Origin of the sequence: Burkholderia sp. BCC0398 (assembly GCF_902833245.1) — a bacterium.
Lineage (GTDB): Bacteria > Pseudomonadota > Gammaproteobacteria > Burkholderiales > Burkholderiaceae > Burkholderia > Burkholderia sola.
The window spans coordinates 81,325-94,049 of record NZ_CADFEM010000011.1 but is presented as its reverse complement, the minus strand read 5'-3'; the positions used below and the strand labels follow the sequence as shown (position 1 = coordinate 94,049).

14 protein-coding genes are annotated in these 12,725 nt (G+C 67.2%); 7 read left to right on the top strand and 7 right to left on the bottom strand.

Annotated elements, in window-relative coordinates; genetic code table 11:
- Nucleotides 1-8: 8 nt before the first annotated feature.
- From HWX76_RS23625 to gstA, 3 genes are all read right to left on the bottom strand, one after another.
- Nucleotides 9-1,301, bottom strand: a complete 1,293-nt coding sequence (locus HWX76_RS23625) for a TolC family protein (protein ID WP_089488969.1) — start codon at nt 1,299-1,301, stop codon at nt 9-11.
- 91 nt (nt 1,302-1,392) lie between these two features.
- Nucleotides 1,393-1,779: a hypothetical protein gene (locus HWX76_RS23620; protein ID WP_176016413.1), complete on the bottom strand. Its 387-nt coding sequence runs from the start codon at nt 1,777-1,779 to the stop codon at nt 1,393-1,395.
- Between the two features lie 60 nt (nt 1,780-1,839).
- Nucleotides 1,840-2,472, bottom strand: coding sequence for a glutathione transferase GstA (gene gstA, locus HWX76_RS23615; protein WP_124554324.1), 633 nt, complete (start codon nt 2,470-2,472; stop codon nt 1,840-1,842).
- Nucleotides 2,473-2,608: 136 nt separating this feature from the next.
- Between gstA and HWX76_RS23610 the strand changes: the two genes are divergently transcribed.
- The 5 genes from HWX76_RS23610 to HWX76_RS23590 all read left to right on the top strand — a co-directional run bounded on the left by HWX76_RS23610 (nt 2,609) and on the right by HWX76_RS23590 (nt 6,787).
- Entirely contained in the window at nt 2,609-2,989 is a 381-nt protein-coding gene (locus HWX76_RS23610; protein ID WP_050017663.1) for a helix-turn-helix domain-containing protein, read from the top strand.
- A 22-nt stretch (nt 2,990-3,011) separates the two neighbouring features.
- Complete coding sequence (locus HWX76_RS23605) at nt 3,012-3,380, top strand: hypothetical protein (protein WP_176016412.1); 369 nt, start codon at nt 3,012-3,014, stop codon at nt 3,378-3,380.
- A 213-nt stretch (nt 3,381-3,593) separates the two neighbouring features.
- Complete coding sequence (locus HWX76_RS23600; RefSeq protein ID WP_176016411.1) at nt 3,594-4,997, top strand: MFS transporter; 1,404 nt, start codon at nt 3,594-3,596, stop codon at nt 4,995-4,997.
- A 179-nt stretch (nt 4,998-5,176) separates the two neighbouring features.
- A complete protein-coding gene (locus HWX76_RS23595; protein ID WP_176016410.1) occupies nt 5,177-6,061 on the top strand; it encodes a helix-turn-helix transcriptional regulator in 885 nt (294 codons plus the stop codon).
- A 135-nt stretch (nt 6,062-6,196) separates the two neighbouring features.
- On the top strand, nt 6,197-6,787 hold the full coding sequence (locus tag HWX76_RS23590) for a GNAT family N-acetyltransferase (RefSeq protein ID WP_124639396.1): 591 nt from the start codon (nt 6,197-6,199) through the stop codon (nt 6,785-6,787).
- A gap of 41 nt (nt 6,788-6,828) precedes the next feature.
- On the opposite strand, the gene tam is transcribed toward HWX76_RS23590, so the two are convergent.
- Nucleotides 6,829-7,614, bottom strand: a complete 786-nt coding sequence (tam, locus tag HWX76_RS23585; protein WP_124631811.1) for a trans-aconitate 2-methyltransferase — start codon at nt 7,612-7,614, stop codon at nt 6,829-6,831.
- A gap of 137 nt (nt 7,615-7,751) precedes the next feature.
- Between tam and HWX76_RS23580 the strand changes: the two genes are divergently transcribed.
- Both HWX76_RS23580 and HWX76_RS23575 read left to right on the top strand, forming a co-directional pair.
- Entirely contained in the window at nt 7,752-8,642 is an 891-nt protein-coding gene (locus tag HWX76_RS23580; RefSeq protein WP_089488966.1) for a LysR family transcriptional regulator, read from the top strand.
- A gap of 145 nt (nt 8,643-8,787) precedes the next feature.
- Nucleotides 8,788-10,071, top strand: a complete 1,284-nt coding sequence (locus HWX76_RS23575; protein ID WP_176016409.1) for a cystathionine gamma-synthase family protein — start codon at nt 8,788-8,790, stop codon at nt 10,069-10,071.
- 193 nt (nt 10,072-10,264) lie between these two features.
- Here HWX76_RS23575 and HWX76_RS23570 read toward each other — a convergent pair whose 3' ends face one another.
- From HWX76_RS23570 to HWX76_RS23560, 3 genes are all read right to left on the bottom strand, one after another.
- Nucleotides 10,265-10,699: a GNAT family N-acetyltransferase gene (locus HWX76_RS23570; RefSeq protein ID WP_050017693.1), complete on the bottom strand. Its 435-nt coding sequence runs from the start codon at nt 10,697-10,699 to the stop codon at nt 10,265-10,267.
- Between the two features lie 466 nt (nt 10,700-11,165).
- A complete protein-coding gene (locus tag HWX76_RS23565; protein ID WP_050017655.1) occupies nt 11,166-11,369 on the bottom strand; it encodes a hypothetical protein in 204 nt (67 codons plus the stop codon).
- A 34-nt stretch (nt 11,370-11,403) separates the two neighbouring features.
- Nucleotides 11,404-12,723: a DUF3422 domain-containing protein gene (locus HWX76_RS23560; protein WP_124631812.1), complete on the bottom strand. Its 1,320-nt coding sequence runs from the start codon at nt 12,721-12,723 to the stop codon at nt 11,404-11,406.
- Nucleotides 12,724-12,725 lie beyond the last annotated feature (2 nt).

Genomic DNA, 12,725 nt, shown 5'->3' with positions numbered 1-12,725 from the left:
CGTCTCCTTCACTGCGCGGCGGCCGTCGCCGACGGCACGACCTGATATTCGAGTTGCGCCCAGGTCTGCGAGACCTCGCGCCTGAGATCGAGCACCTGCAACTGCGCGTCGAGTTGTGCACGCCGCGCGGCGAACGTGTCGGCGAGCGACCCCGTGCCGGCGCGGTATGCCGCCGCCGCGAGCTGCACGCGCTGATCGGCGGCCGGTAGCAACGCGTCGCCGAGATGCGCGATGCGCGCGCGACCGCTCGCGAGCGTCGCGGACTGCGTGCGGATATCGGCCTGCACCTGGCGCAGCGTGTCCTCGTACGTCAGGCGCGCCTTCGTCGCGAGCGCGGCTTTCTCGGCCACGTCGCGGTTCTGGCGATTCTTGCGATCGAGCGGCAGCGGGATCGTCACGCCGATGGACACCATGTTCGAATACGCGCCGCCGCGCTGCTGGTACGCGACTTCCCACGTCCAGTTCGGGCTGCGCTCGCTGTTCGCGACGGCCGTATCGGCCTCGGCGACGGCGATATCGTCCGCGGCCGTGATGAGCGCCGGCTGCGACAGCCGCAATTCATCGGGCGGCAACGACGACACGAACGACACCGGTGCGGGCGGCGTGCCCGCGACATCGTCGACGGGCACGGCGGTCCAGCGCGACAACGCAATGAGCGCGGTCTGGTAGACCTGCTGCGCCTTCAGCAGTTGGTCCTGCGTCTGCGCGAGCATGGCCCGCGCCTGGACGACATCGGCCGCGCTCGCCTTCGCGCCGCGATACGACGCCTGCGTCGCGTCGAGTTCATGGTTCATGTGACCGAGCAGCGCCTGCTGAAGCGCGAGCGCCTGCTTCGCATAGATGGCATCGAGCCACGCCGTCGCGGTCTGCCGGCGTACGGCCGCCAGTTGCACGAGATAGCCGGCGCGCTCGCGGCCGACCTGTTCGTCGGCGAGCGCGGTACGCAGCCGCCGCTTGTCTCCGGACACCCATTCCTGCTCGATGCCGATGCGGCGCATCGTCATGAAATCCTGGCCGACGGTGAAGCGCTGCCCGCCGTTGATTGGCAGGTTGTCGATGCCGGCCTTGAGCATCGGGTCCGGCAACTGGCCGGCCTTGACGGCCGCTTCGGAACGCGCGAGCACGGAAGCCTGCGCGGCCTGCATCGACGCGGAACGATCGGTGGCGGACTGCAGCGCGGCGTCCAGCGTCAGCGGCGACTGCTGCGCGTGAACGGCGCCCGCCATCAGCAGCGCGGCCCACGGTACGGGCGCGCGCCGACATGCACGCGGCATGCGCGGCGTGCGGAAAGCGAATGACATGGTGTAACCCCAAATCGGAACCCAAAGGGATTCCACGTCCTGCGCGCAGGACGAACCTCACCGCGTGCGCGGCGAACCGGTCAAATCGGGATCAGCTGATGCGTGGCGGGCGCCACAACCCGTTCGGGTCGCGCGCCGGGACGGACTGCGTGTAGTGGAAGACGATCGTGCTGGCGAATGCAGCGGGCCGACTGACGTCGGCGCGGGCTGCCGGGTGGTAGAGACTGCCGAACTGGCATTGGGCCGTCACCTTGCAGGCCATGCCCTTGGCTTTGGCCTTCGCGTGATCGGCGGAGGACGGCTGCATCGAATCGCAGCCGCGCATGTCGGCGGACATGGCCATCTTCATGCCGGTGTCCGCCTCCATCGACATCGTCTGCTGCATCGGACATTCGCCGGTCAGGCCGCTGGCTGCCAGCCCAGTGATGGGCAGCACCGCGCACAGCAGCAGCAGGATGAAGGTCCGAAGCAGTTTCATGGCGGCGATTATAGCGCGGGCTGTTGCGGCATGGCGCTGCGTCGCCACGGCCGTCGCGCGTCATCGCAGCAGGTTGTCCGCCGCCAGCACGGCCTGTACCGCCGGCCGCTCGCGCACCCGCTCGTACCATGCGCGCAGATGCGCATGCCGGCTCAGGTCGATTTCCGCGTTGTACACCGAGCGCATCCAGTCGGCCTTGCCCCAGCCGGTCAGCGCGAACAGGTACGCATCGGCGACGGTGAACGTGTCGCCGGTGACGAACGTCCTGCCGTCGAGCTGGCGGTCGATCCACGCGAAGCGGCCGTCGAGCTTCTGCCGCACGGGCTCGACGTACTTCCCCGCCTGCACCGCATACAACAGCGGGATGAAGCCCTTGTGGATCTCGGTGCCGAGAAAGTTCAGCCATTCCATCAGCCGGTAGCGCGCGAGTGTGCCGTAAGCGGGCGCAAGCGCGGCTTCCGGGCGCTGGTCCGCGAGATACTGGGCGATCACCGGCCCTTCGCGCAGCATCGTGCCGTCGTCGAGTTCGAGCAGCGGCACGTAGCCGAGTTCGGTCACGTCGTAGTAATCGCGGCCGCCATCGACGACATGCTTGCGCGCGTCGACCTTGACGATCTCCGCGTCGAATCCGCCTTCGCGCAGTACGATGCAGATCGCCTGCGAACAGCTGCCGGGAGCGTGATAAAGCTTCATGTGTTTCCTTCGTGGGTTGTCCATCTATCGATTCGCCGCGACGCGGGCGCTAATATCTCGCATCGGCGCGGTGCTGAGAAGACGGCAGTCGTTTGTGCCGTAGTCACAAAAAATTTACCGACCAGGATTCGGCGCGATGAAAACGAGTGCGACAGGATGTTCCGTTGAAGAAGCGATGCGCCTGCTCGGCGGCCGCTGGCGGCTGCTGCTGGTGTCGTATCTGCTCGACGGGCCGCGCCGCTTCAGCGACCTGCGGCGCGACATGCCGGGCATCTCGCAGCGCATGCTGACGCTCGACCTGCGCGCGCTGGAAGACGCGGGGCTCGTGCGGCGCACCGTCTACCCGGAAGTGCCGGTGCGCGTCGAGTACGATCTCACCGCCGACGGCGACCGGCTGCGGCCGGTGGTCGACGTGATGCGCGAATTCGGGCTGTGGCTGAAGGCGCGCGATGTGCTGGCCGATGCGATACCCGACACCGCGGCTGCACCCGAAACGACGATGCACGCTCACAAATAACCCTTCAGCAGGAACCACGTTCATGGAACTTCACGCTACCGTCGGCGCGGCCACGTCCGACCTCGACGACGACGAAAGCTTCGCCAACATCTACTGTCACGATGCGGAACAGGACTATTGCTTCGCGCTGTCGCGCTTTCCGGACGACACGCTGATCGAAGTGATGGTGCGCGACCAGCTCAACGTACGCGTCAAGGATCTGTCGGTGCGGCTGACCGACGATACGATCGACGTCGAGATCGAGCCCGGCGTCGCCGCGCGTCTCGACGGCCAGACGCGTTACGTGATCCATCTCGCGCCCGGTCTATACGATCCGGTCACGCTGCGCGCCGCGCTGAAGGAGATCTTCGTCGGCAAGAGCGGCTATCGTGACGACAGCACGCACGGCTGACCGACCGTCCGCTCGTTGTCCTTCGCCACGACGCTACCCCCGGCCCGCCTGCACTCATTCCCACATACTGAACGCCCAACTTCCCATTAATAGGGATGCCTGTCCAGATGTTGACGCACGCCGCGCCACGGCTCTAACGTTCGCCCCAACGCCATTCGATCCGGCTGCCTCGTTCGCGAGCGCCGGCCGGCGCATAGAACACAGGAGACGACCGTGGCCCAATCCACGTCACGCACCCATGCCCACCCGCCGGAGCAGCCATCCGCGCATGTCGGCGCCTCGTCCGAATCCCTATCCGCCGCCCGCGCGACTGCAGCCGCGGCCACAGCCCCGGCCACGCCGCCGAGCCGCAAACGGTTGCTGATCCTCGCGCTGCTGTTCGTCACGGTCGTGATCAACTATCTCGACCGCAGCAATCTGTCGATCGCGGCGCCCGAGCTGTTCAAGGAACTGCACATCGATCCGGTCCGCGCGGGCCTCGTGTTCTCCGCGTTCGGCTGGACCTATGCGCTGATGCAGATTCCGGGCGGCTGGCTCGTCGACAAGGTGTCGCCGCGCGTGCTGTATGCGGGGGCGCTCGCGCTGTGGTCGGCCGCGACGCTGCTGCTCGGTTTCGCCGGTTCGTTCGTCGGGCTGATCGTGCTGCGTCTCGCGGTCGGCGCGCTGGAAGCGCCGGCCTACCCGATCAACAACCGCGTGGTGACGACGTGGTTTCCGACCCGCGAACGCGCGAGCGCGATCGGCGGCTATACGTCGGGCCAGTTCGTCGGCCTCGCGTTTCTCACGCCGGTGCTCGCGTGGCTGCAGGCGTATCTCGGCTGGCAGATGGTGTTCGTCGCGACCGGTCTCGCCGGGATCGCATGGGCCGCGATCTGGTATGCGGTGTATCGCGAGCCGCGTGCGTTGCGCGGCGTCAATGCGGCCGAAATCGCGCTGATCCGCGACGGCGGCGGCCTCGTCGATCTCGAGGACCGCATCGCGGCGCGCACCGAACGCGCGCCGTCGACGTGGCGCGACCTCGGCGTCGTGCTCGGCCGGCGCAAGCTGTGGGGCATCTACCTCGGCCAGTTCGCGCTGAACTCGACGCTGTGGTTCTTCCTCACATGGTTCCCGACCTACCTCGTCAAGTATCGCGGGATGGACTTCATCAAGTCGGGCTTCCTCGCGTCGCTGCCGTTCCTCGCCGCGTTCGTCGGCGTACTCAGCTCGGGCGTGCTGTCGGACTGGCTGATGCGGCGCGGCGCCTCGCAAGGCTTCGCGCGCAAGCTGCCGATCATCTCGGGGCTGCTGATCTCGACCTGCATCGTCGGCGCGAACTACGTGAGCTCCACCGGCTGGGTGATCGCGTTCATGACGATCGCGTTCTTCGGCAACGGCTTCGCGTCGATCACGTGGTCGCTCGTGTCGGGGCTCGCGCCCGCGCGGCTCATCGGCCTCACGGGCGGCGTGTTCAACCTGATCGGCAACCTGTCCGCGATTGCAACGCCGATCGTGATCGGGCTGCTGGTCGACGGCGCGGACTTCTCGCGCGCGATCACCTACATCGCCGCGATGGCGCTCGCGGGCAGTCTGTCGTACGGGCTGCTCGTCGGCAAGGTGGAGCGTATCGACGCGTAGGCGCACGCGGAAACGGCGAAGGCCAGTGACTCGTTTACACTTCCCCGGTATGCCCGCTTCGGGGTGACACGCGACGTTCTACGGAGCGAACGGATGGCCCTTCCCATGGCCGCCCAACCCCTTCTTTTTTCGTATCAATGGAACGCGCGTCACGGGCGGAACAGGCCCTTCGGAACCGCATGCTGCTCAACGTGAACTCCATCCATCGCGACGACGATCGCCTCAACGTGTCGTTCAAGGCATTGGGCGACCTGATCGAGACGGTCGGCACGCCGCACTTCGTGCCGCGCCTCACGCAACTGCTGAACGACATCGTGCCGCTCGACGTCGCGCACGTCGAACGCTCGCGCGTCGACGGCACAATGCCCACCGGCTACCGTTGCGAATGGATCGGCAGCGGCGGCATCGGCGCCGCGTCCACCGAAATCTCCGACGTGATGACGCTCTACTACGAGCGCTTTCTCGACAGCGACCCGCTGTTCGCGGGGCTGCGCGGCAAGACCGGCACGATGCTCGTCGTGCGCGACATCGCGGCGATCCCGCCCGGCGAATTCCGCCAGCGGCTGTTCGACGACGTGCATATCGGGCATGAATGCGTGCTCGCACGCGGCACCCGCTATTCGCAGCATTCGATCGCGCTGGAGCGCGGCCGCGACCGGCCGCCTTTCACGCTCGCCGAGATGAACCGCTTTCGCAGCATCAGCGACATGCTGTTTCCGCTGCTCGAACTGCATGCGTCGACCACCGCCGCGCGGCGCATCGCGCACGCGACGCCCGACGTCCATCCGCTCGCGCAATTCGATGCGCGGCTCGCGGCCGACGGCGTGAAGCTGTCGAAACGCGAATACGAAACCTGCAAGCATCTGCTCTCCGGCAAGACCGTGCCGGAAACCGCCGACATTCTCGGCGTGCGCGTCGCGTCGGCCGAGTCGTACGTGAAGCGCGCATTCGCGAAGCTCGGCGTACGCACGAAGCGCGAACTCGCCGCGTGGGGTTCGGCCACCGCCGTGCTCCCCGCCGCCGGATCGCACGACGGTGGCGCACCGCCGGCCATCCCGCGCTGACCCGAGCCGCTGCGTCGGCGTCCCGGCGCAATGAACGAAGCAACGACAAGGACGCGATGCGGCGCGTGTTCATCGCACCGACGATTGCATCACGGATACCATCACGCCATCCCGGCGAAGACAGGACACCGACCTATGGATCAAGCCGAACACATCAGCATCGAACCGGCGATCGCGCTTGCCGCCGACGAACTGGACGAATGCGATTTCTCGTTCGACATCGCGTGGGAACTGAACGCACCGTTTCAGGACTTGCTCGATCTTCGCGCGCTGCCGCCGCGGCGCAAGGACTACGGCTTCGATCCGGCCGGCTGGGCGAGCGAAGCGTCGGGCCGAACGGCGCTCTTTCGCGCGACGGCCGGCGAACGGCTCGCCGGGTTCGTCGCGATCGAGGAAAGCTGGAACGGCATGGCCGAGATCGCGGAACTGGCCGTCGACCGCCACTGCCGGCGCCAGGGCATCGGGCAGCTCCTGCTCGCGGCCGCGCAAGCGTGGGCGCGCAGCTACGGGTTCGGCTTCATGCGGCTCGAAACGCAGGCGAACAACGTCGCCGCGTGCTCGACGTATGCGCGCGCGGGCTTCGCGCTCGGCGGCCACGATCGCTTCCTGTACGCCGGTGGCGAGCATGCCGGGGAAGTCGCACTGTTCTGGTACAAGGACCTGCGCGACGGGCAGATCGCGCGAAGCCGCACGGTCGACCCGGCATCGGTGCAGCCGGTGCGCTGACGCACCGCGATCCGTCGCGTCAATACTGGGGCATTGCCGCGTTACTTGCGCGTCGCCACGATGAACAGGCGAGGAAACGGCAGCAGCACCGTGCCGTCGTCCTGTACCGGATAACCGTTCGGCCCGGCCAGCGCATCGCGATAGCGCGCGACGAACGCGCGCTGTTCCGACGCGTCGAGCGCCGCGAGAAACGGCCGCAGCGCGCTGCCCTTGAACCATTCGACGACCGCCTCCGCGCCGCCGCGCAGCGGGTGGTAATAGATCGTGCGCCACACGTCCACGCGCGAACACAGCGGCGCGAGTAGCGCATGGTAATAGCGCGCATCGAACCGCTCGGTGCGCGCCGCGCCTTTCAGCTTGTCGGCCCACGGCCCGGCCGCGGCGACTTCGCGCATCAGCCGGTGCGCCGGTTCGTCGAGATTGTCGGGCATCTGCACCGCGAGATGGCCGCCCGGCGCGAGCCGGCCGACGAGCATCGGGAACAGCGTGTCGTGCGCAGGTACCCATTGCAGCACCGCATTCGACAGGATCAGGTCATAGCCGCCCGGATCGTCCCAGGCGGCGACATCGGCAAGGTCGAAACGCAGCGCCGGCAGGCGCTTGCGCGCGGCCGCGATCATGTCCGCCGACGCGTCGATCCCATGGATCGTCGCGTCCGGTGCGCGCGCGATCAGCGCTTCCGTCGAATTGCCGGGCCCGCAACCGATATCGATCGCGGTGTGGATCGGCGTGTTCGGCACGGCAGCCAGCAGGTCGCGCACCGGCCGCGTGCGTTCGTCCTCGAACTGCACGTACTGGTTCGCATATTGATCGAGGGGGGGCGTCACGATGAATCTCCTTGTCGACAGGGGAGCGGCGGCGCATCCGCGCACGAGATGCAACGGGCCGTCGATGCAGCGCATTCTGCGACGGCCGGCGACCTTCAGTAAAATGAATTTAATATCGTGATTGATTCAAAATTCTGATGAAGATCGATACGCTCGGTGTCCAGGCTTTCGTCGCGATCGCCGACGGCGGCAGCTTCCGGCAGGCAGCCGATACGCTGCACGTCACGCAAACGGCGATCACGCAGCGGCTGCGCAAGCTCGAAGCGTATCTCGGCGTCGCGCTGGTCGAACGCACGACGCGCCGCACCACGCTGACCGAGATCGGCCGACGTTTCCTGCCGCAGGCGCGCCGGCTGCTGAACGAACTGTCGGACGCGCTGACCGAAATCCGCGAGACGGGCCTGAGCCAGCGCGGCGACGTCACGATCGCGTGCGTGCCAACGGTCGGCGTGCAGTACCTGCCGCGTATCCTGCGCGCGTTCTCCGGGCGCCGGCCGCACGATCGCGTGAAGATTCTCGATCACGCGTCGGCGTCGGTGCTGCAGGCCGTGCTGCGGCGCGAGGCGGAATTCGGCATCAGCATCGCCGGCGACCAGCACCCGGAACTCGTCAGCGTGCCGCTCACGCACGATCCTTACGTACTTGTGTGCCGCGACGATCACCCGCTCGCGAAGCGGCGGCGCATCCGCTGGGCGGCGCTGCAGCCGCATCCGCTGATCTTCGCCGGCGAAGTGAGCGGCAATCGCGGGCTGCTCGAGGGCGCGCTGAAGACGAGCGGCGTGTCGCTGCATTCGTTCTACGAGGTGCAGCGCAGTTCGACGGCGCTCGGGCTCGTCGCGGAAGGGCTCGGCGCGGCCGTCGTGCCGAAGCTTGCGATCCAGAAGAACGCGTATCCGATGATCCGCACGATCGAGCTCGTCGAGCCGTCGGTGTCGCGCACGCTCGTGCTTGTCACGCGCAGGAATGCGCAACTGTCGCCCGCGGCGCGTGCGCTCTACGACATGATCGTCGGGCGGGCCGCACCCTGACGATAGTGTCAGGGGTGCGTCACGAAGCAGCGCCTTCGGGGTAGTATCGCCACACGCGGTCGCGACAAACGGTGCCTACCCGGCGCCGCACGCGTCATGCCACCGCTGCAACGGCCGTTCCTCACCACCCCGCACGGAGCACTGCATGGCCTATCGCAACTACCACAAGCGCAAGATTGCAGACCGGGAACTCCATCCCGAAACCCAGATGATGTCGTACGGCTACGATCCTTTCCTGTCGGAAGGGTCGGTGAAGCCGCCCGTGTTCCTCACGTCGACGTTCGCGTTCCGCACCGCAGAGGACGGCGCCGAATTCTTCGACGTCGTGGCCGGGCGCAAGCCTTTGCCCGAAGGTGAAAGCGCGGGCCTCGTCTACAGCCGGTTCAATCACCCGAACCTCGAGATCGTCGAGGATCGCCTCGCGCTGCTCGACGATTCCGAAGCCGCCGTCGTGACGTCGAGCGGCATGTCCGCGATCGCCGCGATCCTGCTGACCTTCCTGCGGCCGGGCGACTGCGTCGTCCAGTCCGTGCCGCTATACGGCGGCACCGAAACGCTGATCTCGAAGTTCCTGCCCGAGTGGGGCATTCGCTCCGGGGTGATCGCCGACGGGCTGTCCACCCGGGCGATCGGCGCCGCGCTCGAAGCCGCCGTGCAGAAGGGGCACGTGCGGATGTGCTACATCGAGACGCCTGCCAACCCGACCAACGCGCTGTTCGACCTCGAAGGGCTGCGCAGCGAGATCGATGCGTTCGAGGCACGCCACGGCTATCGCCCGCTGTCGGTCTGCGACAACACGCTGCTCGGGCCGCTGTACCAGAAGCCGTCGCGCCAGGGCATCGACCTGAGCGTGTACTCGCTGACGAAATACATCGGCGGGCATAGCGACCTCGTCGCCGGCGGCGTCACCGGCACCCGTGCCCTGATCACGAAGATCCGCGCGTTCCGCAGCACGCTCGGCTCGCAGCTCGACCCGCATTCGTCGTGGATGATCACGCGCTCGATGGAAACGCTCGTGCTGCGCATGCAGCAGGCCGCGCGCAGCGGCAGCGCCGTCGCGCGCTGGCTCGCCGACAATCCGCATCGGCCGGTGCGCGTGCTGCACCCCGAGCTCATCGACGATCCGGCCTACCAGGCCGTCTACCAGCGTCAGTGCAGCGGGCCCGGCTCGACGTTCGCGTTCATCCTCGACGGCGGCCGCGAGCAGGCATTCAGGTTCATCAACCACCTGACGCTCTTCAAGTCCGCGGTCAGTCTCGGCGGCACGGAGTCGCTGATCTGCCATCCGGCGTCGACGACGCATTCGGGCGTGCCGGCCGAGGCGCGCGCAGCGGCGGGCGTGTCGGAAGGGTTGATTCGCGTGTCGGTCGGGCTCGAACATCCGGACGACCTGATCGCCGACCTGTCGTACGCGCTGGAGCATTGCTGATACGCGTGGCATGCGCCCCGTGCGGGTTCGTACGAGGCCGGTCCCCGCCGGCGCGGGGCGGGCATTCAGCGATGCCCGCCCCGCGCCCGATGCCGACGCCCGATGCCGACGCCCGATGCCGACGCCCGATGCCGACGCCCGGATGCCGACTTTCGCGCTGCGCGAGCGTGCTTGCCGCGCAACGCGAACCGCTTCAAAGCAATTTGACCATGAACACGCGCGCCGCGCCTTCCGGCTCGCACGGCACTTCGCCGAACGTCTCGTAACCGTGCTTTCGATAGAAATCGGGCGCCTGGAACGAGATCGTGTACAGCACCGCACGCGCGCAACCGCGCCGCTTCGCTTCCACTTCGGCCTCGCGCAGCAATCGGCTGCCGAAGCCGCCGCCGCGCAGCGATTCGGGCAGATAGAACAGATCGATAAAGAACAGGCCGAGCGACGTGCGGCCGGTGAGACCGCCCAATACGTCGCCGGTCGCGGGGTCGGTCACGTAAACGTCGAGCGCCGCCGTATCGGCGCGCCCCGTCATCGCGTGGTTGAATTCGCCGAGCTTGCGGCTGATGAAGTCTCGGGCGGCCGGTTGCTCGGTGTCGGTCAATTGAAGGGTAACGTCGGGATGGGCTGTCATCGAGGCGAACACGTGCATGAAAGGACCACCGGGCGTGGGGCATCTGCGACCGGCGTCGCACGACTATAGCGCGTCGTCATGCTCCGTGGCGACGCGTGATGGTCGCTCGATATCGCGGGGCGTCATGCGTTCGCGCCGCTGCGAACGTCGCCTTCAAGTCGGCCATCCGGCACCGCTCGTGCGCAATCATCATCCGGTTCACGACGATCACGCCGATCGTCACGGCCGTGCTGTTGCAGCGCAAGGGCGCGTATCGGAGTGCGACCGCGCGTGCGTTCGTCGAACTGGCGCTCGCACAGGGGCGGAAAGATCGAAGAGGGAAGGCAGCGCTCGTGCGACGCGCAAAAGGCGTCCGGCTGAATGCAATCACACGGAACGGAAGACAAGGCCGTTCCGCTCGGACGTCCGGCGTTTCGCTCGAATGACACGCCGGCGTTATGTCGAAACGATGCGAACGAAACGCGCGTCAGTTGTACCCGAGAATCGCCACCGCCGCGACCTCCGGCCGATCGAGCGTATTCCCGACGAGCGACGTCATCGGTTCCTGCAGCACGGCCTGATACGACGTCACGCGCGCCGCTTCCGGCACACCGGCATCGTTCGGCACCGGCTCGTCGAACACGGCATCGAAACCGCTGTAAAACCCCGCTTGATTCCGCGAAAAAGTCATCTCCACTCCTTTGCGTTGATATGTCGTTGATGTTCTAGCCAGCCTGCTTCAACGCCGCCGCAGGCACCGGCGCGCCGTCATGCGCCGCCTCGGACCGCGCAAGCTGCGCACGCGTGCGCCGCGTGATGTGAATCACCGCGAACACGACCGGCGCGATCAGCAGCCCTTCCGCCAGTTCGGGATCGACCGGCAGGTTCATCACGTGCAGCGCCTTGAACGCCGCGGTCGCGAGCGACAGCACGTAGTACGAAATAGCGGCCACCGACAGCCCTTCGACCGCGTGCTGCAAATGAAGCTGGTTGCGCGCGGTGCGCTCCATGCCGGCCAGCAGCCGCGTGACGTCCTTTTCCTGCGCGAGATTCACGCGGGTGCGCAACAGGTCGACCGCGCGTGCGATCCGCGCGGCGATCTGTTCATGGCGCGCCCATACGCTGCGGCACGTTTCCATCGCCGGCGCGAAGCGCCGCTCCATGAATTCGGCGATCGTCGGCATCCCTTCGATACGCTCCTCGCGCAACTCGTGGATGCGCGCCAGCACGAGCTTTTCATACGCGCGCGACGCGCTGAAGCGCGCGCCGGATCCCGACAACGATTCGACCCGCACCGCGAGATGCGTGAGCTTGACGAGCAGCGCCGTGTCGTCGCCATCGGCGCCGCTCGCGTCCATCCGCTGCATCAGCGCATGCAGCGCCGCGTGGATTTCGTCGAGCTCGCGGCTCATCCGGCGCGCGACGGGCAGCGCAAGCAGCGCCATCATTCGGTACGTTTCTATTTCGTACAGGCGCTGCAACAGCCGGCCGCCCTGCTCCTCGCGGAAATCGTCGTCGACCACCAGAAAACGCATGAAGCCATCGTCGCGCACGTGCCAGTCGCAGAACACCTTGCCGCCGCCGAGCACGTTGCTGCCGACGAGCGCGGGCCCGTCGATCCAGCGGCGCAGGTCGCCGCACACGCGCCGCGCGGCGTCGCCGGACAGCAGTTCCATCCGCACCGCGACGAACCGGATACCGGCGAGCCGCGCGAACCACGCAGCCGGAATGCCGTCGATCGCGAGATCGTCGAAATAACCGGTGTCGCGACGCGGCGCGACGAACGTGAAGGTCGAGAATTCGGTGTGGCGCTCCCACTTCAGGTGCCAGCCGCACGGCGACTGCACCGCGTAGTGCGTCGCGCCTTCGTGCGGCGCGTCGATGCCGGTCTCGCGGCACAGCGCGTGCAGCAGCGTTTCGTGGATGTCGGGCTGGCCGTCCGCGTAGATCGCGTAATGCGTGAGCGACACGGCTTCGGCGAGCCGCAGGAACGGCCGGGCATGCAATTCCGCGGCCAGTGCGGCGCGCAACGGATGGTCCATCATCG